This is a genomic window from Sphingobacterium puteale, assembly GCF_050986225.1.
Lineage (GTDB): Bacteria > Bacteroidota > Bacteroidia > Sphingobacteriales > Sphingobacteriaceae > Sphingobacterium > Sphingobacterium puteale.
This window is the reverse complement of record NZ_CP158959.1, coordinates 5,253,521-5,278,747: the sequence shown is the minus strand read 5'-3', so window position 1 is coordinate 5,278,747 and position 25,227 is coordinate 5,253,521. Positions and strand designations below refer to the sequence as shown.

The following is a 25,227-nucleotide window of genomic DNA, read 5'->3' as shown; positions in this document are numbered from 1 at the left end:
TACTGTTGGCTTCGCATGGATCTGAACAGCTGAAAAAGAGCTAAGGCCAGAATTTCGACGAAGCTCATTGCCTAATAGTATGATAATCGAAGTTTATAGAACCACTGATCAACAATTAGTAGCAGGATATTTTGATTGTAACTGGCACGCGTAAATCTTGGATTGAAAGTTTAAACAGCTTTAGTAGCATCGGTAAATGAATAAATACAGTCTGATAATTTGTTTCGTCGTTTTTTGGGGGCAATGTGTTCTCGGCATCGATCTTTCGAGGTATAGGTTTCATCTGATGCCCGAAACTTCCTATTATGGCGGTATACAGAGCATCGCAAAAGATAGTTTAGGGCGTATATGGTACACGGGGCCCGATGCGCTCTTCATGTACGATGGCAATAGTTTTTATCAGTTAAATGATATCGTCTCTGCGATCAAACCAGCGCAAAAATGGGGTTATGGTTCTTTAATTCGGGATAAAAAGGGAAATCTGTTTCTAGCTTCTGGGCAAGGCTTATTAAAATTCGATTACGAACGGTTTTCTTTTCATGTTGTGGTTCCCGGAATGATCCGTTCGCTTTGTGTACATAGCGATGGTCGGGTTTACATGCTGTCAGACAATAGCATACTACGCTATAATCCGCAAAATAAACAGACAGAAAGCTTTTTATTGCCCAAAAACAAGTCTTTCCAAAATATATTGAGTGCTAAAGATCAGGTGTTTCTAAGCCAAGGGGCTGTCGTGTATCAAGTTGAAATGACGAAAAAACGCCTCATCCAGTTCGCGGATTTTGGTAGTACGATAAATCAGGTGAACGATGCGGTCGCGTATGGGGGGGAATATTACTTTTTAACACAACGAGGGGGAATCCATGTAACAGATTTAACAGGTACCTTAAAACAGAAGATCCCAGTAAGCATAATGGGAAATTCAGCCGTGTTAACCAAAAAATTATATTTGGACCAAACCGGGGTGATCTGGGTGGCTACGCAAGCTGGATTGTATCTTTATGATCCATCCAATGAAAGCAGCAGCACCTTGCAAATGAACTTGAACGATGCTTATTCATTACCGAATAACTCGATATGGACAATTTATCCGGATCCGGACCAAGGAGCCTGGATAGGTACTTATGGTGGTAAAATAGCTTATAGCTCGCTTTACGATTCCCGAGTACGTTACTTCAAGCCCAGCCCAGGGGGACTCAATCACCCCATAGTCAGTAGTTTTCAGGAAGATCATCTGGGAAATATATGGATCGGTACCGAGGGGGGGAGCCTGAATTACTGGAATAGAAAAAAGGATCAGTTTAACCCTCTAGAAAAATCGCAGGGTAGTTCGTCGAGTCCCCATATGATTAAACGCCTGAAATTTGACCGAACGAGCAAAAAACTGTTGATTTCAGCCTATAACGGCGGTATTGGTAGTTATGATGTGGACAATCAGCATTTCAGCAGTTTCAATTTCCGCTCTCCGGAGAGCCAGCAACCGCTCACCGTTTATGATTTTGTAAACGATAAGGAAGGCACCTGGTGGATGACAGATCCCGATAAATCATTTTTATATCGAAAGAAGCCGCTAGACCCTATAGAGATGGTGAGCGTCCTTGATGCGCAGGGCAAAAAAATGAAACTCGAAGTCGAAGCATTATATGTGAATAACGAAGATCAGCTCTGTTTAATTAGCCATCAAGGATTTTTTGTTGTAAATCCCCATACGTTAAAGATATTGAAGCACTACGTGCTCAAAGATGCTTCCTATTCAGCAAATTACCTGTGTAGTTATACAGTGACTTCAAATGGCGAAGTATGGTTGGGAACATTGGGTAAAGGCGTAAATGTACTCAAAAGAGATGGGACATATGTCAACTATAGTGTAAGAAACGGATTCCCGGCAAAAATGGTATTTGGCATATTAGAAGATGTTGCCACGAAAAATATCTGGTTAAGTACCAGTGATGGTCTTTTTTGTTTCAATTGGAAATCCAGTAAATTTGAGAAAGCGAGATTTTATCAGGAAAATAAAATTGGTTCATTTTATATTCATGCCGCTTACAAAACTTCCAGGGGTGAAATGCTGTTTGGTGGTACCAATGGATTTCTACTTTTCGATCCGGCGTACCTCAATAAAAATCTTCAAAAACCGAAAGTTTTTTTTACAGGATTTCTGGTCAACAATAAACTCGTGAAACCAGCGGATGGCTCATCAGTTTTAACGAAAGACATTGGTAGTCTTTCCAATCGAAAAGAAGACAAGATAAGGCTCTCCAGTAGCCAGTCCAATGTAGAAATTAAGTTTTCTGCAAATAGTTATCTATCCGCAGAGAAGAACCAGTTCGCTTACCGGATGTTGGGCCTTGGTGAAGACTGGCAAATCAGTCATGCCAATCAGAAATCTGTACAGTTTCTCAACCTTCCGGGCGGAGATTATACCTTCGAAATCAAGGCTTCCAATAATGATGGGCTATGGGGCGATCAAATATCACGATTATATATCCATGTCGATCCACCATTTTTCTTGTCCTGGTGGGCATATTGCTGCTATGCAGCACTTTTTTCTGCTCTGCTCTTTTTCATAATGAGATATTACAGCAATAAAAGAGTGTTTAAAGAGCGATTAGCACTCGAGCGTTTAAAAGAACAGAATATGCAAGAGCTGAACCAGGCGCGTACCGACTTCTTTACCAATATCTCACACGATTTAAAAACACCGCTAACCTTGGTTTTACAGCCGCTTAAGCAACTCAAAGATACTATTGTATCCAACGATACTGCTTTGGTATACATGGATTTAATAGAGAAAAATGTATCCAGAATACAGCGGATGATTAGCCAATTGCTGCGCTTTCGCGAAATAGAAAGCCAAAAAATTACGCTCAATCCGCAGGTTGGTGATTTTATCAATTTTGTTAGGGATATATTTGGCCTGTTTGAGCTCTATGCCAATAAAAAAGGTGTTGAAACCAATATTTCCGCGTACAAGGACAATTTATATGTTGCCTTTGATTACGATGTTATCGAAAAAATATTGACTAATCTGTTCTCCAATGCCCTAAAATATACACCAGATAATGGGTATGTGGGCGTACGTATCTATAGTGCAACAGCAGAAGAAAAAGAACGGTTTCTTTCGTTAAATCCGACGGAAGTCGAATACATCTCCATTGAAGTTATAAATACCGGTGATTGTTTTTCTGAAGAACAGATCGCGACGCTTTACACTTCTTTTAACCGCTTATCTTCTCATAGGCCAACTTTTGAAGAAAGTTCAGGACTTGGACTTGCTATTGTGAAAGAACTGGTAGATGTGCTTGAGGGTAAAATATGGATGGTCAATAAGACCGATAAAATTTCATTTACCATTTCACTACCGTTAAGGAAACAGGCCGGGGCAGGCGACATGCAGCCTAACGTGTATGATTACACCGTTTCTGAAATCGACGATATTATCACGCAGGATACTGCAGCCCCAGAAACAGGATCGATCCCTATAAAAAAGACAGATAATATCCTGCTCATTGAAGATGACCAACAGCTGCGAGTCTATCTAGAGCAGCGTCTGGCCGAAAAATATAATGTGTACACGGCGAGTGACGGGGAAGAGGGCTTAATTAAAGCCGAAAAAATTTATCCGCAACTTATTATTACCGATTTGATCATGCCAAATCGCAATGGCTTGGAAGTATGCCGTAGCCTTAGACAAAATTTTAAAACTAGCCATATTCCTATTATTATGATTTCGGGTACGGGAGATGACAACCAGCATAAAATAAAAGCATTGGAATATGGCGCCAATGTGTTTATTGATAAACCGTTTCATGTTGACTATTTGTTGCAACAGACGGAAACCATTCTAAGAAATCAGCGGGAACTAAAAGAAAAATACAGCAAACACGTTCAGGTAGATCCCTCCAATGTAACCGTCACCTCCATGGACGAGGAACTGCTGATTAAGGCCATTCAGGTCATTGAAGAAAATATTGACAATGCCAGTTATTCCGTGGAAGATTTTGTGGCTGATATGAACGTGGGCAGAACCATCCTTTATCAAAAAATACATGATATTGTGGGAATGTCCATCAAAGAATTTATTTTGAATATGCGGCTGAAAAGAAGTGCTTATCTATTAGAAAAATCGGATTTGACGATAGCGGAAGTTGCTTACCAAACCGGGTTTAACAATGCCAAATACTTTAGCGTCTGTTTCAAAAAACAGTTTGAACTGAGCCCTTCAGAGTTTAAGAAAAAGGTTTCCAGTGGAAAGAAATAAAATACAGCCAATTTTGACCGATATCTCCTTTCAGATGGGGGAAAGGCAATTCTATATTTTTGAAATCCTAATGATCATGAAAATGACAATTTTTATAAAAACGCTTCTGCTTACATATTGCTTTTGCTTGTTTAACGTGATTTTTCTGACAGCGGCTGTCGCCCAAAAGGTAGATGAGTCTTCTATCAGCCCCAATAAATACAAAAGTGGTTCCCAGTCAGAACGTATACAAAAAGCCATAAATGAAGCAAAAAAGTCGACTGGGAAAGTTGTGATCCCTAAATACGATGCGGTAACGAAAAAAAGTGTCTGGCTCATTGATCAGGCCATTTTGCTTCCCGGCGATTTTGAACTTGAATTGAATAACTGTACCATTAAGCTATCGGATAAATGCCGGGATAATTTTATTCGTTCGGCAAATTCAGGGCTGGCAATTAAAGATATAGCACCCGCAAAGAATATTCGGATTATTGGAAAAGGAAATGTTCTTTTAGAAGGAGCTGATCATCCCAGAGCTACCGGTGACCATAATAAAATCCTGTCCTTAAATCCCCGCGGATTTGGACAATCTTATGGTACCGATGCAGGTAAGCCCGGAGAGAACCAGAAAGGTGGATGGCGTAACCACGCCATTATATTGGCTTACATCGATGTATTTGAGGTTAGCGGCATAACATTAAAGGATTATCATGGACACGGCCTGGTATTGGAGCGCTGTACAAACGGTAAGGTAAGCGATATTACTTTTAACGTAAGGCAGGCAGTAACTGTTGATGGAGTAGACAAACAGATTTTGAACCAAGACGGCATGGGCATACGTTTTGGCTGTAAAAATATTATTATTGCGAATTGCAAAGGTAAAAGCGGTGACGACTTTATTAATATCGGGTTGACAGATACCGGAGTGGGAGCGGGTGAAGAAAATGTAAATGTGGTAAGTGGTTCGATTTATAGGGGCGAAATCGACAACATTTCGACTATTTATCTCCAGAACTGGCAGGACTTCTATTCAATTTCACACCGATCCATACGGATTATGCCTGTAGGTAAACTCCGTATAAGTCATGTTTTTATCGAGAATATGGTCATCAGTCCGCTAGCACAACAAGGTTTGGTGGTCGAGTATGGCGAGCATGTGCAGGGTTTATTTGTACGAAATTTAATCAGTCATCAACCTATAAAAGCTAAAGGTATCTCCCAGGCCAGTTTCCGCGATATCATTTATAAAGGTCGGGGTGAAGCTATCGATGTGCAACCAAGCGATACTGTTATCTTAGATCAAATAATGCGTATAAAAAACGAATAATAAAGCGCTCCTAACCTCCATTTTACAGCGAAAAACACATGTTTTTGCCTTTTGTACAAAATCAAACCATTTTCGTACAAAAACGAACCCTACGAATTGGTGATGATTATAGTTTTGTCTTAACCAATTTTAAAAAAGCAAAATATGTGTATGAAAATTCCTCCCGACCAGGTGATTAGGCTCACGCAGGGTAATCCGAACTTTACAAAAATCGATAGCAAGGCGCAACGGAATTTTAGGTTTCGTCAATAAGAACGAAAACGAAGTCTTGCCCTCGGCATTGCGCATGCATTTGCAGCAATGAGATATTATGTATCACAAAATTTAAATTAAAATCCAAGCCTATTGAAGCAGACCTATTTTAAACTCATATTCTTTACGGGAAAGGGAAAGTAAAGAACGCAAGTAAATTTTAAACTAACCATTATAAATCAATGATACAAAAGATACATATCTGGCTCAGGAGCTGGATAATGAGTGCCGCCCTATCGGTGGTGGCGACAAATTATGCTTATTCGCAAGCAACAGATCAAATAAATGTCAAAGGTCAGGTCACCAATGATGCAGGAGAAGGACTTAAGGGTGTTTCGGTCATGATTAAAGGGGCGAAAACCGGTGTTCAGACAGATGCAAATGGCCATTATACCATTTTGGCATCACGCACGGCTACGCTACTCTTTACCTACATTGGTTCCAATAACCAGGAAGTAAAGGTCAATCCATCTGGAGTCATCAATGTGAAGATGTCAGGGAATAATGTCCTGGATCAGGTCGTGGTCGTAGGGTACGGTACAGCCAAGAAGAAAGATTTGACGGGAGGTTTGGCCGTGGTCGGAAAAGAGCAGCTAAGCATGGTATCTACCTCAAACCTGATGGATCGCTTGGTGGGGCAGGTGGCTGGTTTCTCTATTACGACCGGAGAAGCTGCGCCAGGAGCATCACAGACCCTGTTGATACGCGGTGAAAATTCGATATCGGCCAACAATAGTCCGTTGATTATTTTAGATGGTATTCCCTACAGCGGATCCCTGGCAGATATCGATCCAAACAACGTCGAAAACCTTTCGATCTTAAAAGATGCCTCGGCTTCGGCTATCTACGGTTCGCGTGCGGCCAATGGGGTTATTCTGATACAAACAAAAAGGGGGGCGCTGGGTAGAGCCCAGGTAAACTATAAAGGTTTGATCGGCATGGCCGAGCCTATGCAACGCATCAATGTGATGGGACCAAATGAATATATCCGCTTTCAACAGGATATTGCCCGAATTAGGCAAGGGTATACTGGCGCTTTATTAGATCCCATTGCTGGTGATATTATTAGTGTAACAGAGCGCGGCAACTATGCGAAAGGTATTACTAACAATTGGCAGGATTACGTCTTTCGAAAAGCCATGACCATGGATCATCAGCTGAGCATTTCCGGTGGTACAGAGAATACAAAATATATGGCTGCTCTCGCGGCTTTGGATCAAGAGGGGGTGGTATACAATTCTAAGTTGTCACGTTTAAATATTACCACCAATGTGGACCAGACTTTTAATAAATGGTTAACCACTGGTGTTGGCCTGCAATATACCCGAAAAAGCGACGGTGGTATTACGCCAAATTTGGAACATGCCATAAAACAAAGTCCTTATGGAAGCTATAAAGACGAATCGGGGAAGTATGTGCCCGAGCCCATGGAGTATTCATTGATCGTCAATCCGATGCGCAACGTCAATGCGATTCAGGATAGGTATAATAACAACTTCTTTCTTTCGGGCTATGCCAATATTTTGCTGCCTGTGGAAGGTCTCTCCTTACGATCAAATTTTGGTTATAATTATCGGAACGGATTTACAGGAACCTATTACGGCCGCAATACCTTTGAGGGCAGAGATCAAGGTACACAGGCCGGAGGCAGTGCTTCCATTAACAATTCCAATTATAACGATTACACTTGGGAGAACCTGCTCAAGTACGAGCGGCAGATCGGCGATCATCGTTTTGACGTGACGGGTTTATTCAGTATGCAAAAAACGAAAAGCTGGTCAACAGCGCAAAGCGGAGCAGGTTTTGTAACTGACGATACCGAATACTTTATGATCGGTTCGGCCAGCCGTCTTGTTTCCAACAGCGCTTCCTTATCGGAATCTGCGATGCTGTCATACATGGGCAGAATAAATTATGCTTACAAAGGCAAGTATCTATTGACCCTGACAGGACGTACAGACGGAGCCTCGGTATTTGGTGTCAACAATAAATACGCATTCTTTCCTGTGGCGGCGGCAGCATGGCAAATCGGAGAAGAGCGTTTTCTGAAAGATAACGCCAAATGGCTGGACATGCTGAAAATCCGTCTTTCTTATGGCGCCAACGGAAACCAGGCGATTACACCATACCGCACGTTAGACCGCTTATACTCCAATGTAAAATATATCTGGGGCGATGATGGCACTGCCGTTACGACAGCCTATTTGGCCGGTGATGGTGTGGGAAACCCTAATCTGAAATGGGAAACCACCTATTCGACCAACCTGGGGCTGGACTTTCAGTTATTTAATAATAGATTGGGGGGAACTATCGATGCCTATCTCTCTAAAACGAAAGATTTACTGATGACCCGTACCGTACCTATCATGAACGGGTATAACCGGATTTGGGATAATATCGGCGCCACCCAAAATAAAGGTATTGAAGTCACCTTAAACTCGACGAACGTGAAAGGAGAAAATTTTCAATGGAATACGACCGCAGTGTTTTCCTTAAACCGCGATAAAATTGTCGAGTTGAGAGGGGATGGTATCGATGATATTGCCAACAACTGGTTTATTGGTAAGCCATTAAGAGTATTCTACGATTATAAAATGATCGGTGTATGGCAAAATGGAGAAACCATTACTGTGGATGGGGCAGCACCCGGAGCTGCCAAGCTGTACGACCGCGACGGTAACGGCAAGATAGAAGCGAGTGACAGGGTGGTCATCGGATCTAAAAATCCACGCTATACAGCATCTTTAGCCAATCGGTTTGCTTACAAAAATTTTTATGCATCTGCGTTGGTAACCGGGGTTTTTGATGTATGGCGCGATGATCACATGGCCAATCTTGGGGCCTGGACTTTCGGGATTACCAATTATGTACACGATGCCAATTATTGGACACCGGAGAATCCCAATGCGACGATTGTTTCACCCGGTTATCTCAATCCATTAGGACACGGGTACTATAAAAAGGTGAGCTACGTACAGGTGAAGAACATCACCTTTGGTTATAAATTGCCACACAAAATTGCTAAAAAGGTCGGTGTAAATGGTATTGATATAAACGCTAGCGTGAACAATCTGAATACGATTTCTAATATCAGAGAGGTACTCAATTACGACAACACCTGGATGGCCTCCTATCCGACGGCACGTTCGTATATGTTTGGCTTAAATGTAAACTTCTAATCGAATGGACATGAAAATGAAAAATATTATCACAACAAGTTTGGGGCTTATCGTATTGTTAACCTTAGGAGGCTGTAAGAAGTTTCTGGAGGAAGAACTGAAAACTGAACTGGCCCCCTCAAACACCTATACCAGCACCTACGGTTTCGAAGTGGGGAGTGCTGGTTTGTATACACTCACACGTTCAGAATACAATACCTATGGCGAAGGTGGCGCCTTCATCCATAATGGTGCCTGCCCATACGAAGCCTTACAGGTATCTACGGATATTGCAGATGCCATTAATAGTGATGGCTCATTGACGGCTTTTGCCAATCTTACATTGACTGCCTCCGAGCGTTTTGTAGGAACCTACTGGAACTGGGCTTATAATCTTATTTCATCGGCAAACCTCATGTTGGTTTATTCCGAAAAAAACACCAATTGGGACACGCCGGAAGATAAAGCACGCTTCCAGGCCGAAGCTCGCTTCTTTCGGGCTTATGCTTACCGTACCCTGGTTTATCTCTATGGCGATGTACCTTATGTGGAAACCATTTTGTATGATTTTCAGCTTAATTTTACACGCACACCAAAGGCCGAAGTCATCGGCCATATGGTAGACGACCTGAAGTTTGCGGTGGATAACCTGCCTACCAATCCAGACGGCGTCAAAGAAGGGAAGCTGACCAAATGGGCAGCAAGCCACTTACTGAGTGAGATCTACCTGTTGCAGGGCAATCATGCCGAAGCCGAAAAAGCCGCATTGGCGGTCATTAATAGCGGTTATTATAACCTGATGAAAAACAGATACGGCGTAAATAGCAGTAAACCAGGCGATGTATTCAGCGATTTATTTCTGGAAAATAATCAAAATAGGAAAAGCGGCAATAAAGAAAGTATCTGGGTATTGCAGTTCCAGTTTAACACCATCGGCGGCGGTACCAATTCGGATGACTGGACGCGTAGGGCTTGGATACCGAACTACTCGACGATTACAGGATTTGTTTTGGCTGACACCTTGGGCGGTCGTGGTATCGCACAGTTAGTACCTATGAAATGGTGGGTAGGCACCACGGGTACCAATGCGACAGGCAATGTGGCCGGTATTTTTGAAGCAAATGATATCCGTAATTCGGGTTATAACATTAAACGCAACTGGTATTACAACAATGCGAACGAGGCCTCGCTATATGGCAAAAAAGCCAATATTACCGAACAGACCTGGTTTACGACAAAAAGCTTATTTCCGGCGATTACAAAATTCTTTTACGGGCGTACCGAAAACTTAAGTTTGACCGGTAGCTATAAAGACCGTATGAAATTCCGTTTGGCCGAAACTTATCTGTTGCTTGCGGAAGCCTATTTGGGACAAAATATGCCGGATAAAGCTGCCCAAGCCGTCAACGAGGTGCGGAAAAGAGCCGGAGCGTCCGAAATTACCGGCGCGCAGATGAATATGGATTTCCTGCTCGATGAGCGTATCCGCGAATTAGTTGGTGAAGAAAGCAGAAGGTTTACCCTCGTGCGTACCAATACTTTGGTGGAGCGGGTCAAAAAATATAATAATGCGATAAAGGATAAAATCACGGACAACAATATCCTGTGGCCTATTCCACAGGTAATCAGGGATGCCAATACAGGTGCACCGTTCCCGCAGAATCCGGGTTATAATTAATGTTTATGGGAGGCTGTCCGAATCCTGATCGTATTTTCGGCAGCTTTCCACCTGATGAAAAACGTAGTTGTGCGAGTCAAACGCATGATTCTATCCAAAATATTAGCAAAAATATAAATCAATGAAAATTATCAATTATTTATACAAAACCTTATTTCTCTTATGCATGGTGCTTTGCCAGTTATCGTGCAAACAGGAAATTCAGGATATACCCAAAGTCAATGAGACGATGGAACTTCAGCCTTCGTCAGAAAACATTACGCTGGACGAGGTCAATATGACCAAAGATATTGTCACATTTAACTGGAAACCCGCTAGGGCACAGTCAGATGACCATTTGGTCAGCTACAGTACCATGTTAGATGTGGTGGGAAACAATTTTGGGACCGGTACAGCCATATTCAACTATGAGGATGATAATGTATTCAGTAGAAGCTTTACTTCTGAACAATTGCAAAATTGGGCCAACGAAAAGTGGGGTATACCCGCAAATAAGAGTTTTACGCTGGAGTTTAGGGTGGTTGCCCAATGGGAGGGGGGCGCTACTTTTGAAGCCCCCGAAGTACGGACCGTAAGGATTACCGTGAACCCGATCAAGACCGTTGTTTTTGACGCCGATAGAGTGTTTTTAAGCGGAAGTGCCGTTGGCGGGAGCAAGGTGGAGATGCCAAAAACATTGGAAAATCTGGATCAGTATGCTTATGTATTGAATTTACAGCCTGGTGAACTGGAAATCCCGGTCGAATTTAACGGTGAAACCAATTATGTCGTAACCGCCGATGGAAGCGGTGAGCTAAACGATGGAAATGCCGTTGGCATTAAAATGAGAGAAAATGTGTTCTCCTGGAAAATAGCAACTGCGGGCGAGTATCGCGTTGTGGTCAATATGCAAAAAGCGACAGCAACCATTTATTCGCCAGCGAAAGCACTTGCTCCTAAAATAGTGACATGGACAGGAGACCAGCTTTATACGACTACCGTAACCGATTTATGGATGCACGGAAGCATTAACGGCTGGGGAACTCCGGTGAAAATGGATTGTCAGGTAAGTTTGGCCGATCCGCAGGTTTTGGTTTATACCGGCGGTAAAGTAGGTACCACGAAGTTTATCGTAACCGGAGATAACAGTAATAACAAAAACCTGGCTTATGCTTTTAGTGCTCCGCCTACGACTGAAGGTGTGGCTCAGACCCTGACGCTTACTTTAGGAAAAGTAGCAGAATTGGGCGGAGGTACCGTTGGCGCCAACCGCAATTCTTATTTCACCATTCCGGCCACGACCAATGTGCTGATTTTTGATCTAAGGAACATGACAATTCTGGGGTTAAAACGGTAAGCAATTGCATAAAAGCATTTAAATTAACTTTAACATTTCTGAAAGTGAAAAACAATATAAACTATAAAAAAGCCTGCCTCAGCGCATTTGCTATCATGCTTTGCTTTCTAGCGGTTTCATGCAAGAAAGATAGTGCTGATAATGAAAAAGATATAGCGGGCACCTTGGTGAAACCCAGCTACAACCGGAGTTCCATGTTTCGTAACCCTTTGAACGGCTGGGTCATGTATGCTTCAGCTTCGGGGACTCCTTCTTATTGGGATACCCAATTCTATGTACCTGACTTAGGTAAAACGGTCAAAGCAATTGACTATGCATCTGCCTGTTATATCCGTACCAGCTGGCGAACTTTTAATCCTGTAGATGGCGTATATGCCTGGCGGGACCCCAGCACGGCAATTTATAAAATGATCAAAGGGGCACAAGATAAAGGATTGCCAATCGCCTTTCGTATCGTCGTCGACGGCCGCGATCAAGGGGCAAATACGCCGCAGTTTGTGTTCGATGCAGGCGCCAAGTATTATGTGGCCAATACATCTTTTCCGGATAGAAAAACACCCGTGCTGCAAGATCCTATTTTTAGAAAATATTATAGCAAGCTGATCGAAGAGTTGGCGAAGGATTTTAATGATTTAAATAAAACCTCCTTTGTCGATGCCTACGGACTAGGCTTGTGGGGTGAAGGGCATAGTGTCATTTACGAAGATCCTAATAATCCTTCCGGCCAAAACATAGAGGTGATCAAAGAAGAAGTCGTTGATTGGATTTCGGATGTGTATGCGAAGAATTTTACAAAGGTCCCCTTGCTGATCAATTATCATCGCGTAGTTGGCGACCCTGCGGGCAATGGAGTTCCCAATCCTAATTCAGAGAAGCTGTTGAATAAGATGATCAACAAAGGGTACAGCCTGCGTCAGGATGCCTTTGGAATGACCGATTATTATCAAAGCTGGGAGAAGAATTTTGCCAAGGTCTGGAATTTTAAACGCCCGATTATTATGGAAGGTGGTTGGATTACGACTGGTACACATCGTTACTGGACTGATCCAAGCGGTAAATATAGGCAAGACCATCCCGAAGATGTTCGGCAGGGCGAATTTGACAGCTCCTTGGAAGCTGCCGTAAACATGATGGATTTCCGTATCGGTGAAATTGAAAGCTGGTTCACCAAATCTTTTACCTTATGCCAGCGTTTTATTTCTGAAGGTGGCTATCGTTTATATCCCGATCGTGTTTATTTACCGGAGAAAGTCAATTCGGGGACAGAAACGACAATTAACCACCGCTGGCGGAACATGGGCTGGGGATATTTTCCGAACAATATTCCCCAGTGGAATTATAAATATAAAGTAGCTTTTGCACTCCTGGATGAAGAAAACAGGGTGAAAAAAGTTTTTGTCGATGACAAAGGAGAGCCCTCAACCTGGCTTAAGAATAATCCAGTCGCGTACGAGTTGAAAGCTAATGTTGATGTACCTGCCGGAAACTATACCTGGGCCGTTGCCATCGTAGATACAACAAATGAAAATCAGCCGGGAATAAAACTTGCCGTAAATGGGGATATGACCAGTACCGGATGGTTAAAACTATTGGGAGTACAGGTACAGTGACATCATTCGTATAAGTTTTAAATAGCGATATTAGCGGATGTTTTTTAGGCAAAAGGGACTGTTCAAAAAGATTGGACAGTCCCGTTGTTATACGATATTACCTGCTTTCCCAGTGCATTCTGTCACTGAATACATCTTGGCGTAAGTTTCTATAGCTGTCAATATTTTCACCTGCCCATTCCTGCTATTTACCGAGTTTTCCTGTCCGTTAGTCTAAAACCAGAAATCGCCGTTTTAGGCAATACCCTAGACGTTAGCGATTATGTTATAACGACCCTGCGCAAATAAGATAGTGAGCCGTTCTCAGGCTCACTATCGACATTACAGACTGGCAATAAACGGAGATTTTCTAACAAACCTATCATCGAACAGTTGTTTAATTAAAAAATTAGCCAAATCAGTAGCACTTATTTTATCGCCCGGACAATCCTCTAAACTGACAATTAGCTCACCGCTATGATCGGTTTGCTCAATTAAAGGAAGTCTTACCAAAGTCCAATCTATGGTACTGTTTGACAAAATTTCAAATTCTGACTGTTTATTAGCTGTTGAAATTGGGAAATTTTCTTTCATCCACGCTGTTCCAAAGAGCGTTTTAGGGCCTTTTTTATCTAAAGGAGTATCAACATTCAAGCCAGTAGATACAATATATCGCTGAACATTTTGTTCCTTCATAACACGAATAACATTGGTAGTTGCCCGACTGAAAATTGTGGGCTCACTAGCGGGAACACCCAAACCTAATGTACTAATTACAGCCTGACAGCCCTCAATTAAAGCATTGACGGAAGTATAATTTAGTACATCACCCTTAATAACTTCGACTTGTGAATTTTTAATTTGAAATTTATCAGGGTCTCTAAGAAGAATTTTGAGTTGAAAACCTTGTTCTATAAGTTGTTTGACCAGGTATTTTCCTGACTTACCTGTACCGCCAATCACAGCGATTTTTATTTTATGATTCATTTTGTTCTTTATAAAATTTGAAAATAGAAGTAGCATTCGTAAGCTGTTAAGCAGACGAAAGAATCTGTCAAAAGCCTTTTAGCTTTTGATAAATCGAAAATCAATATTTTATAAAGAGATTTTAATGTAACTAAATTAAAAAATAAATTGAAATATCGCCAACAGATAACAAAAAACCTTACCACCAACAAAAATACTACCGTTAACAAGAATTTGCTAGAAGAATTTCCTGACGAAATAACATTTGAAACATATAATTTCTACTTAGAAGGCCAAAATGAAGAGACTGAAGAATAATTTGGGCGAACGGCTAACAAGGGTTTGCCAAAGGCGGGGGCTGAGATACTTCTATTAAGTATTTGAAGGTTCAACAGCAGTATTTTTGTCTTATTTCATGGGCTGATAGAGATCAATCTTTATGGACAGCACTGTTTTTTTATAGGGTGATTGAACTCGAAATTATGGATATTAATGTTAATTTTATATGAAATTAACATCTGTTAGGTTAATTTGCATCAATTAGATATACCGAATTCATGATCGCTGGGCTGAAACATATTTCCATATCAATGGACGATTTCCTCTTATTACAAGCTGGGGATCAGTCTATTTTTGGTATTGTGTTCAAGTATTATCAGCCGATTATCTATTTTAAAGTCAGGCAGCTCTGTAAAAGTGATAGTGACGCGGAGGAAGTTACCCAGGAAGTTTTTATTGAATTTTATTTAAAAAGGATGCAGCTTTCCGGTCCGGAAGCCATTTTCCCCTTTCTATTTGCTATTTCAAAAAGAATGGCCATATCCAATTTCCGTAAATCGCTGGTCCGGTCCAACTATCTGCAGTCACTTCAGTACATTAAGCCTGAAAGTTTTTCGCTGCAGGATGAGCTAGATGGCAAAGAGCTACAAGTTATATTAGAATCCATTATTGAACAGTTGCCGCCACAGCAACAGGCAATTTACCGACGGAGCAAGTTTGAAGACCAATCTTATCAGGAAATTGCCGATGAGGAAGGACTCTCGAAAAATACGGTACGCAATCACCTCAGCCTCGCCTCGAAATTTGTCCGGTTCAAGCTGGACAAAATCCTATCTATCTTTTTTTTATAAGCAACTCAACTTGTGCATCAATTTTTTTATTAGCCCTGTTTAGTCTTCCCGGAGGCTAAAAAATGGCTCACCTACAATCCGTAAAAAAAATATTTTTCTCATTGGTACTTTTTCGAGGTTCGCGCGATTATGTAGTTGAAATCGATCCAAAGGAATGAATCAAATTGAACAATACAGCCAATTAATACATAAATATCTTGCTGATCAAGCCAGTAAAGAAGAACGGGCACAGCTTCAGGAATTAATGGATGATCCCGTATTTCTTCAGGCTTGGGAGAAAGTCTGGCGGGATAACTCGTATCCCGCACATCCCGCAACATACCCTGATCCACATCGGATGCTGGAAAACATAATGGCTGATCCCCGAATTGCAACAGCGGCATCTACTCCCAAAAGGACGACAGATGGACATTTTAATTTCAGGAGAAATTGGTGGCAGGTTGCGGCAGTCTTTCTTGCGTTCTGCGGTGCAGCGCTATGGGGCTACTATAATTTTTATACCGTGGATACGCCACCGAAGGAGCAGCTGTCTAATGTGTCGATCTTACCGGGCTCTGATAAAGCCATGATCATTCTTGAAGATGGAAAACAGATCGACCTCAGTTTGCTCCGTGCGGATACGGTACTTGACCAAGGCGAATATTTGATTACCAAGGACAACAAAGGTCAAATCAGCTATCGGCTCAAGGACAGCAGGTCACAAGCAAGTAGCGTCGTCTACAACACCATCATTACGCCCCGAGGCGGGGAATATACGCTCAGGATGGCTGACGGAAGTCTTGTGCAGCTCAATGCAGGCAGTAAGATCAAATATCCCGTAAAATTTGATGCGAAGCTGCGGTCGGTGCAACTCGAAGGGGAAGCTTATTTTGAAGTGGCTAAAATGGATGTTAAAGGCAAAAGGGTACCTTTTATTGTGCAAAGTGGAGGACAGACACTCGAGGTCCTGGGAACACACTTTAACATCAAGAGCTTTGGTGATCAAATCGTTACCACGTTGGTAGAAGGGAAAGTCAAGCTCTCTTTTGCCGATGCTGCCCTAAAAGAACAAGTCCTTGCGCCCAATGATCAGGTCGTTTTCGATAAAAGTCGCAGGAATGTGAAAAAGGAGCAAGTGGATCCGTTCTATAGCCTTGCCTGGAAAAATGGAAATTTCGCCTTTGATAATGCATCCATTCAAACGGTCATGGACGAGGTAGCTCGCTGGTATGATGTCGAGATCAGTTACGGAGACAAGCTGCAGGGACAGCACTTCTCGGGGACTATCTCCCGCTATGAAAATATCGATAAACTACTGAAAACAATTGCTTTCGCCGGTGGCGTACATTTCGAACGTAAAGGAAGGAGGATATATGTGCTAAACTAACGCTGATGAGAAGATAGCATATATAACAATCAGGAGCGCGCCAACGCCCCTGAAAGTTTTGTCTTTTTCTCGACATGGATGAATAGTAAAACCGTTAAATTTTATCTCAACCGAATGCAATTTAATAAAAAAAAATTGATCGGACCGACCCTATTATGTCAGGTAAGATCCCAGAAAATACCAATTTCTATGAAATTGTCATTAGCAATTCCTCTCTTATTCGCAGCCAATTTACAGCTGCACGCATTTTCTTTTGGCCAGACCGTCAATCTGAAGCGGAACAATGTGAAGGTGAGTGCTGTTTTGAAAGAACTGCAGAAGCAAAGCGGATACAACATTTTTTACAACGAATCGCTGATCGCAAAAGACGACCGTATCAGCGTCAGCTACCACAATATCTCTTTTGAAGAAGCCTTGAAAGATCTATTGGCCCAGCTGCAGTTATCTTATGTCAAAGCGGATAAAAATATTGTCTTGAACAAAAGAACGGATCAGGCTGTTGGCCAGGCGTCGGCTACGGAGGCTCCGCAGCTGTACCCAGTCAAAGGGTTTGTCAAAGACGAGCAGGGCCGGCCGTTGGACAATGTTACGGTCAGCGAAAAAGGCAAAATGGAGAAAACCCTCAGCCGCGAGGATGGCAGCTTTCAGATCCAGGTCAGCAGCCGTGATGCCATACTTGTATTTACGATGGTTGGCTATCAGCCGCTGGAAATAGCGCTGGCACAGCAGTCAACCTTGCATGTGACCATGAAGCCTGCCATCAATGCAATGGAAGAAGTGGTCGTCGTGGGATATGGTGTGCAGAAAAAAGCCAATCTGACGGGTGCCGTGTCGCAGGTCAATGCGGATGATATCGCGCTACGACCAAGTGCGAACATTGCAGGTACGCTCCAGGGACTTATGCCCGGCTTGAATATCCAGCTCAACAACGGTGATCCATCCAAAACACCCGATATCAATGTGCGGGGATTCAATTCCATCAATGAGGGCGGCCCGCTGGTATTGATCGACGGGATCGAAGGGAATATTACTCGGGTCAACCCCAATGATATTGAAAGTGTTTCTGTGCTGAAAGATGCCGCTTCGGCGGCCATTTATGGAGCCCGTGGTGCTTTTGGCGTCATCTTGGTGACCACAAAAAAAGGAAAGGCAGGGACAGTGAAGGTGGATTATGTCAATAATTTTGCCTGGACTACACCGGCCTCCCGTACCGACTATATCTCCGATCCCTATGTCTACGGGAAAACAGTAGATGCTGCACTGTATGGTTATAACGGCAGTTCCTATACACGTTACAATGCAATGGACTGGGAAGCGATCAAAATGGTGGCTGCAGGGGAGATTGCGCCCTTTCATGAGAAGCAGGCAGACGGAACCTATAAATTTTTCTATAAGACCAACTGGTGGGACTACCTATTTAAAAAATATCAGCCCTCCAATTTCCATAATATTGCCATTTCAGGTGGCAGTGAAAAGTTGAAAGCCTATCTCTCTGGACGTGTATTCAAACGGGAAACAATCAACAATATCAATGACGATGCGGATATGGACCGCCAGAATATGAAATCCAATCTGGTATTCACACCCAACAGCTGGTTGGAAATTTCAAACAATACGCAGTTCATCAACGAAAAGGATAAAGAATATGGAGGCTACACTAATGGTCTGGGGGGACTTTGGAGTACGACAACCTGGTATAATCTGATGCCTTTTTACCCTAATTTTGTCGATGGGATTCCAACGGATATCGGTGTGGGTACTGGCGGTCAGGGAGCCAATGCCGGACTGGAATCGGGAAAGAGCTGGGAGGTACGCAATAGCGAAGAATTTACCAATACGTTCCGTGTCCTGCTCAAGCCATTGAAAGGCCTACAGGTAAATTTTGATTATAGCAACCGTATCGAAAACTTTTCACGGAGCACACGCCTCAACCCCTTCAGTTACTACTCGGGCAACAAACTCAATTATACAACTGCCGGCCTCAACCGTCTGACAGAATACCGCTGGAAAGACAAGTATAACGCGATGAACCTGTTTGCGACCTACGAAAAAAATGTGGCGCAAAAGCATCAGTTCAAATTATTGGTGGGCTACAATCAGGAATCCTTTGACCGGGACCGTATCGCCGGGGCCATGGACGATCTGCTGATCGAGGATCTATCCAACCTGGCGCTGGGTACTTCCATGTACAGCCTGAGCGGAACAGCTGAAAATTGGGCTATCCAGGGCGTATTTGGCCGTTTTAATTATGCCTACGACAATAAATACCTGCTGGAAATAAATTCACGGTATGATGGTTCTTCACGCTTCCCAAGCGGGAGCCGATGGGGATTTTTCCCCTCAGTTTCATTAGGCTGGCAGCTGGATCGTGAGCACTTTTGGGAATCGATCAAAGGCACCATACCTACCATAAAGCTCAGAGCTTCATATGGCAAGCTCGGCAACCAGACTGTAGGGGTCAATACCTTTAAGGAATTGATGACCGTGCAGCAGTTGACCTGGCTAAATGGGGGCTCCCGTCTTATTGGGGCAAGTACGCCGGCACCGTTGCCGAACGTCGTCACCTGGGAACGGACCAAAAGCATTGACTTCGGTGTTGACCTTGGACTGATCCAAAACAAGCTAAATGTCAATTTTGACTGGTATCAGAAAGATGTCGAAGGCATGTACCTTCCGGGACAGCCACTTCCAGCAGTATTTGGAGCTAATGAACCCCGTGAAAACTACGCTGCTTTACGTAATAAAGGTTTTGAACTGGGGGTAAGCTACCAGGACAAGTTTGACCTTGCCGGTTCACCCTTTCGCTTTAACATCGCCGTGAATACTACCAATTTTAAAGGGATCATTACGAAATATAATAATCCACAGGGCTTGTTGAGCTCCTATTACGAAGGACAGGTGCTGGGGCAGATCTGGGGATACCATATCGACGGACAGTTTCAGTCCGATGCGGAGGCATTGAGCTACCAGAATAGTTTCCAGGACCCGCAATTGTCCCTCTCTAAAGTATATAACGATATTCTGAGTGTATCGCAAAATAGTGAGTGGAATATGTTGCGCGGCGGTGATGTGAAATATGTCGATCTCAATGGTGATGGCCGTATCGACAAAGGCGACAACACGCTTGCCAACCACGGTGATATTAAACCCATTGGCAATGCCATGCCGAAATTTCCATTTGGTATCAATATGAGCGCTTCCTGGAATAATTTTGATCTCTCGGCGGCATTTGCTGGTGTTGCCAAACAGGATTGGTACCCGACAGGGGATTTATACTGGGGTTCCTATCAGCGGCCATATCTTTCCTTTGTACGTAAAGACCTGGTAGATAATGCATGGACGCCGGACAAGAAAGGGAACAGGTATCCACAGATCTATCGGGGATACTCATCCTTGCAGAGCGGAAGGTCTCTATATGAATTGAACGATTATTACCTGACCAATGTCGGGTTCCTGCGGATGAAAAATTTTACGTTGGGCTACACCCTGCCACAGCAATGGACACGGCGCTATAAAGTTGAAAAACTGCGGTTTTACTTCAGTGGCGAGAATCTATTGACCTGGAACTTTGGCAATCTGACCAAGTATATAGATCCCGAACAGGCAGGTGCAATGATCAATTATAATTCGCCTGCGAGTGCCAATGATCCTGCGGACTCTTCGGAACGGGGGCTGCTGCGGGACTATCCCATGGGTAAAACCTATTCTTTTGGTTTAATGCTTACGCTTTAATATTTGACAACGCAATGATAATGAAACTTACAACAAACAGCTATAAACTACTTGGTCTGTTGATCTTGCTATCGCTGGCAGCTTGTCAGAAAGATTATTTGGACCGTCCTTCGGAGGACCAGGTGGAAGCACCTTATTTTTTCAATACAGCAAAGGATCTGGAGGTAGCCACCAATGATTTTTACACCTTTCTGCCCAATGAATCCTGGTATACAAACGATGGGAGTTCGGACAATATGATCCCACTCACGGTAGCCGACCGGATCAAGGGCAATCGAACTGTCCCCGTGGGAAGCGGCTCGGGCGGTTGGTCCTGGAGCCAGTTGCGCAAGATCAATTATTTTCTGGCCAACTACCATAAAGTGCCCGACGCCGCGGCACAAAAGAAATACAGTGGCATAGCCCGTTTTTTTAGAGCAAATTTTTATTACGATAAGGTGAAAACTTTCGGTGACGTGCCCTGGTATGGAAAGGTGCTGACCGCCAAAGATGAAGATCTCTTCAAAGCGAGGGATTCACGGCAGCTGGTGATGGATTCTATTATGGCTGACCTGGACTATGCCATCGAAAATATACCAGCTGAAAAACAGCTTAACTTGATCACTAAATACACGGCGCTGCTGCTGAAAGCCAGGGTGGCACTCTTTGAAGGAACATTTAGAAAATACCATCAGATCGCAGGACATGAAAAGTTCCTGAATGCGGCGGTCAGTGCATCGGCCGAACTGATGAATACCGGGGCCTATACCTTGTACAGTCAGGGCGGTGCGGATCAAGCCTATCGGAATCTGTTCGCCCGAAATAATCAGGATCAGGTGGAGACTATTCTTGCCATTGATTTTGAACTGGGCATGCGTGTGCATGGCCTCGGCTATTCCTTTACCTCAGCAACTTCGGGAGCCTACGGTATCGCCAAAGATATGATCAATAGCTATCTGATGAAGGATGGGAGCCGCTTTACCGATAGATCGGGTTACAAGACTATGGAATTCTATCAGGAAATGCAAAATAGAGATCCAAGGCTTACACAGACAACTGCGGGGCCTGACTTCCGTGCCAATGGAGAAACAGCAAATGAGCCTGTCAACTTGACGATCACCACCACAGGCTATCGCCTGATCAAGGCCTTGCCTGATAAATTGCAATGGGGCGTATCGGCCTCCTATTTTGATGTCATCTTATTCCGTTATGCGGAGGCACTGCTGATCAATGCCGAAGCAAAAGCCGAACTGGGGACGATCAGCCAAAGCGACCTTGACCTGACCATCAATAAGTTGCGTGGCCGCGCGGGGATGCCGATGCTGTCCCTGGCTGAAGCGAATGCCAACCCCGATCCTTATCTGCTGGCTATGTATCCGAACATCGACGGAGGCGCATTTAGGGGCGTTCTTTTGGAAATACGACGCGAACGACGGATCGAGTTGTTTAACGAAGGACAGCGCTGGGATGACTTAGTGCGCTGGAAAGCGGGATCCAAACTCAATCAGCCTATTGTCGGTGTTTATTTTCCCGGTGTTGGAGCCTATGATTTTACAGGGGATGGCAAGGCCGATGTGTATGTCCATACAGGTAATACATCGGGTGCACCGGGTACGGTGACCACATTGATCAATATCAATCAGCGGACACTTTGGGACCCCGTTTCAAATACCCAGAACGCCAATAAAGGCTCACTGGATCCCTTTTATCAACGGGGTAAGTTTGATGAAAAACGGGATTACTATGCACCGATCCCGATCGAAGATATCCAGTTAAACCCAAATTTGAAACAAAATCCTGAATGGGAGAAATTATACCGATAACATGAAACAACTTATTTTTATTGCGATCCTCTGTTGTCTATTGATCCCAGGATATACGTACTGTCAAAAACAGGATCGGCCTGATTATGCAGTTGGCTATTCGCTCGATATCCGGAAGATAGCATTGGAAAAACTCAAGGCGGACAAAGCAGCTGGTATGGATTACATCGAGATTGCTGGGCTTGGAAGCTTTGTCAATGCAGACCTCAGCTTAAAGATCTCACAGGATGAATGGTTGCTTAAATGTGATTCGTTGGCTACTGTGCTGAAAAAAGCGGGAGTGGGGGTATGGTCTATTCATATGCCCTTTTCCTCCAAAATAGATATCTCTACGCTGGACGAACAGCAACGGCAGCAGGTGATCCGTATGCATTTGCAGCTGCTGGAAGGTCTTTACCGCCTTCATCCGCAGGTGATCCTGTTTCACCCTTCCTATTACCTCGAGCCCAACAAACGTGCGGCCCGGAAGGATCAGCTGGTACGTTCTGTCAAGGAGTTGTACTCGGCAGTGGCTAAGGCTGGGCGGCAGCTCGTTATCGAAAATATGTTGGGACCTTCGCTGACGGTGGGTGAGCGGGAGCGGCCTCTGCTGCGGACCGTGGAAGAATGTCAGGAACTTTTCGCCCGCTTTCCTGATCAGGTCGGCATTGCAGTGGACATGAACCATATTGCGCATCCCGAGCGCCTGCTTCTGGCTTTTGGACAACGCGTCAAGACGCTGCATGTCGCGGATGGGGATGGCACCAAGGAAAGTCACTACTTGCCTTGTAATGGTAAAGGGCAGAATGACTGGAATACCATTTTGGCCGCACTTGAAAAAATTAAATATAAAGGTGTATTCATGTTTGAGTGTCATTATGAAACCACAGATCAGCTGGTCCAATGTTACCGTCAGCTGCAGCAAAATTATAGGAACACAAAACAATAAGCAGGTTCAAAAAACATTGATTATAATGAAAAAATCGTTATATATTTTTATGGTTCTTTTGTATGCCCTAGGCATACAGAGCTGTAAAAAAGATAAAATCGAAAGTGAGCAGCGGCTCCTGATCGATCGGGATTATATGGAAGTCGGCAGTAGGGCCGATACCTATCAGTTGGACATCTTGGCGAATGCGGCGGTTACCGTAAGCAGCGACAAAGACTGGATCAAACTGGATAGTACGGTGTATCCCAAAGGGAAAAATAAGATCCGGTTTTCTGTTTCGAAAAACTCGGAAGACGAACGTTCGGCGACCTTGTTGCTCCGATTGAATGATAACCTATCGCAGGAGATCTTGATTTTGCAGGAATCCGGAAAAGTTCCCGTTTTTTACGTGACTCCTGGGGGCAAAGGGGATGGTAGTTCCTGGAGTAGTGCTACTGACCTCGATCAGGCACTCGAAAAAGCAACGACAGGCAGTACGCTATTTCTGACTGAGGGGACTTATGTTCCAATGCGGACCATTCGCAATGGTGATGTGAATGAGGAATCGGACAAAACCATAGAGATCGCAAAGAATGTTAGCCTGATCGGTGGATATGCGGCCAATGCCAAACCTGGAGATCAGCCCAATCCAGCGCTGTATAAAACCATCTTTCAGGGAAAGCTTTCCAGCGGAAAATCGGTGTTTCACACGGTCACGGTGACGGCAACTCCGGATCCTGAAAATCAGGTTAGGCTGGAAAACATCAGCATCAAAGGGGGCAATGCCACCGACCGCAGTGCCAGTACGACGATCGACAACGTCAAATTCAGCCGTGGTCAAGGGGGCGGTATGTTGATTGGGATGGCTCGGGTCCTGCTCAAAAATGTGGATGTGGTCGACAATAAAGCGACCGCAGATAAGGGAACTGCAGGTTTTGCTGCCGGCATCTACGCGTTTGCCGGTGCTCAACTCAGGTTGGAAAACTGTCGCATCAACAATAATAGCAACAGCGGAAATAATGGCGGCGGACTATGGATCGCCGATGGTTCACTGATTGCCTACGATAGCCAGTTTAATCACAATAGCGCCAAAGGCACTGCAGGGGGCGTACACGCCTATCCAAACGCGGATATCACACTCTATAATTGTGAGGTGATCGGCAATTCAAATACATCCTATGGAGCAGGTGTTTATCTGCGTGAAAAATCAAAAGGGATATTTATTAATTGCCTGCTGGCTGAAAATTCGAGCACATCAGCTAATGGCGGCGGCGGACTGATGCTGTATGATAACAGTCAGGCAGACGTCATCAGTACCACCATTACCAAGAATACCGTTGTTGGTCCTGGCGGTGGGGTCTATCGACGCAGCAATGTCAACAACCTGACTTTGATCAATTCGATCGTATCGGGCAATACCCAGGCGGGAAGTTCTACCGATGTTGATGCCTATTCAGATAACATCGTTGTCGTGCCACGGATACAGCACTCGGTTGCAGCGCAAGCGGTGTATGCTGCTGATGGAAGCATTGTTCCTAAAGTAAGCTTTGAACCTGCAACCATGCTCAATCCCGATTATCTACCTATCGGTGCCGAAAATCCGTCCATGAGCTATGGCTTAAGTTCAGCCGGACTGCTGGAGCTTGCCAAGAAATACACGCCGGCATTGGACGATAATCGCATGCAAAAAGATATCAATAATAACCCGCGCTCCTCTACTTGGATGGGTGCAAAAGTGAAATAA

The 25,227-nt window shown here is 43.9% G+C and carries 13 protein-coding genes; 12 read left to right on the top strand and 1 reads right to left on the bottom strand.

Annotated features, from left to right (window positions below; translation table 11 throughout):
- Positions 1 to 196 precede the first annotated feature (196 nt).
- The 6 genes from ABTV71_RS22215 to ABTV71_RS22190 all read left to right on the top strand — a co-directional run bounded on the left by ABTV71_RS22215 (position 197) and on the right by ABTV71_RS22190 (position 13,601).
- Positions 197 to 4,261: a response regulator gene (locus ABTV71_RS22215; protein ID WP_433901125.1), complete on the top strand. Its 4,065-nt coding sequence runs from the start codon at positions 197 to 199 to the stop codon at positions 4,259 to 4,261.
- The gene (locus ABTV71_RS22210; protein WP_433901124.1) at positions 4,248 to 5,567 is read left to right on the top strand and encodes a glycosyl hydrolase family 28 protein; all 1,320 of its coding nucleotides are present in this window, start codon (positions 4,248 to 4,250) and stop codon (positions 5,565 to 5,567) included. The genes ABTV71_RS22215 and ABTV71_RS22210 overlap by 14 nt, the downstream gene beginning before the upstream one ends.
- Positions 5,568 to 6,001: 434 nt before the next feature.
- Positions 6,002 to 8,998 (top strand): SusC/RagA family TonB-linked outer membrane protein, encoded by a 2,997-nt coding sequence (locus ABTV71_RS22205; RefSeq protein WP_433901123.1) that lies wholly within the window; start codon positions 6,002 to 6,004, stop codon positions 8,996 to 8,998.
- Between the two features lie 16 nt (positions 8,999 to 9,014).
- The gene (locus tag ABTV71_RS22200; RefSeq protein WP_433901122.1) at positions 9,015 to 10,655 is read left to right on the top strand and encodes a RagB/SusD family nutrient uptake outer membrane protein; all 1,641 of its coding nucleotides are present in this window, start codon (positions 9,015 to 9,017) and stop codon (positions 10,653 to 10,655) included.
- Positions 10,656 to 10,776: 121 nt separating this feature from the next.
- Positions 10,777 to 11,991, top strand: coding sequence for a SusE domain-containing protein (locus ABTV71_RS22195; RefSeq protein WP_433901121.1), 1,215 nt, complete (start codon positions 10,777 to 10,779; stop codon positions 11,989 to 11,991).
- A gap of 44 nt (positions 11,992 to 12,035) precedes the next feature.
- Entirely contained in the window at positions 12,036 to 13,601 is a 1,566-nt protein-coding gene (locus ABTV71_RS22190; protein ID WP_433901120.1) for a DUF4832 domain-containing protein, read from the top strand.
- 321 nt (positions 13,602 to 13,922) lie between these two features.
- On the opposite strand, the gene ABTV71_RS22185 is transcribed toward ABTV71_RS22190, so the two are convergent.
- Complete coding sequence (locus ABTV71_RS22185; protein ID WP_433901119.1) at positions 13,923 to 14,567, bottom strand: NAD(P)-dependent oxidoreductase; 645 nt, start codon at positions 14,565 to 14,567, stop codon at positions 13,923 to 13,925.
- A 569-nt stretch (positions 14,568 to 15,136) separates the two neighbouring features.
- On the opposite strand from ABTV71_RS22185, the gene ABTV71_RS22180 reads away from it, so the two are divergent.
- The 6 genes from ABTV71_RS22180 (at position 15,137) to ABTV71_RS22155 (ending at position 25,227) form a co-directional block, all read left to right on the top strand.
- Positions 15,137 to 15,676: an RNA polymerase sigma factor gene (locus ABTV71_RS22180; RefSeq protein WP_433901118.1), complete on the top strand. Its 540-nt coding sequence runs from the start codon at positions 15,137 to 15,139 to the stop codon at positions 15,674 to 15,676.
- Between the two features lie 154 nt (positions 15,677 to 15,830).
- Positions 15,831 to 17,042, top strand: coding sequence for a FecR domain-containing protein (locus ABTV71_RS22175; RefSeq protein WP_433901117.1), 1,212 nt, complete (start codon positions 15,831 to 15,833; stop codon positions 17,040 to 17,042).
- Between the two features lie 189 nt (positions 17,043 to 17,231).
- Entirely contained in the window at positions 17,232 to 20,774 is a 3,543-nt protein-coding gene (locus tag ABTV71_RS22170; RefSeq protein WP_433901116.1) for a TonB-dependent receptor, read from the top strand.
- A gap of 20 nt (positions 20,775 to 20,794) precedes the next feature.
- Positions 20,795 to 22,576, top strand: coding sequence for a RagB/SusD family nutrient uptake outer membrane protein (locus tag ABTV71_RS22165; RefSeq protein WP_433901115.1), 1,782 nt, complete (start codon positions 20,795 to 20,797; stop codon positions 22,574 to 22,576).
- Position 22,577: 1 nt separating this feature from the next.
- Positions 22,578 to 23,504: a sugar phosphate isomerase/epimerase family protein gene (locus ABTV71_RS22160; RefSeq protein ID WP_433901114.1), complete on the top strand. Its 927-nt coding sequence runs from the start codon at positions 22,578 to 22,580 to the stop codon at positions 23,502 to 23,504.
- 25 nt (positions 23,505 to 23,529) lie between these two features.
- On the top strand, positions 23,530 to 25,227 hold the full coding sequence (locus ABTV71_RS22155) for a right-handed parallel beta-helix repeat-containing protein (protein WP_433901113.1): 1,698 nt from the start codon (positions 23,530 to 23,532) through the stop codon (positions 25,225 to 25,227).

Excerpts from the sequence above, each read along its gene's own strand:
- ABTV71_RS22195 (WP_433901121.1), top strand. The coding sequence starts at position 10,777 with ATGAAAATTATCAATTATTTATACAAAACCTTATTTCTCTTATGCATG.
- ABTV71_RS22180 (WP_433901118.1), top strand. The coding sequence starts at position 15,137 with ATGGACGATTTCCTCTTATTACAAGCTGGGGATCAGTCTATTTTTGGT.
- ABTV71_RS22205 (WP_433901123.1), top strand. The coding sequence starts at position 6,002 with ATGATACAAAAGATACATATCTGGCTCAGGAGCTGGATAATGAGTGCC.
- ABTV71_RS22215 (WP_433901125.1), top strand. The coding sequence starts at position 197 with ATGAATAAATACAGTCTGATAATTTGTTTCGTCGTTTTTTGGGGGCAA.
- ABTV71_RS22155 (WP_433901113.1), top strand. The coding sequence starts at position 23,530 with ATGAAAAAATCGTTATATATTTTTATGGTTCTTTTGTATGCCCTAGGC.
- ABTV71_RS22175 (WP_433901117.1), top strand. The coding sequence starts at position 15,831 with ATGAATCAAATTGAACAATACAGCCAATTAATACATAAATATCTTGCT.
- ABTV71_RS22160 (WP_433901114.1), top strand. The coding sequence starts at position 22,578 with ATGAAACAACTTATTTTTATTGCGATCCTCTGTTGTCTATTGATCCCA.
- ABTV71_RS22200 (WP_433901122.1), top strand. The coding sequence starts at position 9,015 with ATGAAAAATATTATCACAACAAGTTTGGGGCTTATCGTATTGTTAACC.
- ABTV71_RS22170 (WP_433901116.1), top strand. The coding sequence starts at position 17,232 with ATGAAATTGTCATTAGCAATTCCTCTCTTATTCGCAGCCAATTTACAG.
- ABTV71_RS22185 (WP_433901119.1), bottom strand. The coding sequence starts at position 14,567 with ATGAATCATAAAATAAAAATCGCTGTGATTGGCGGTACAGGTAAGTCA.
- ABTV71_RS22165 (WP_433901115.1), top strand. The coding sequence starts at position 20,795 with ATGAAACTTACAACAAACAGCTATAAACTACTTGGTCTGTTGATCTTG.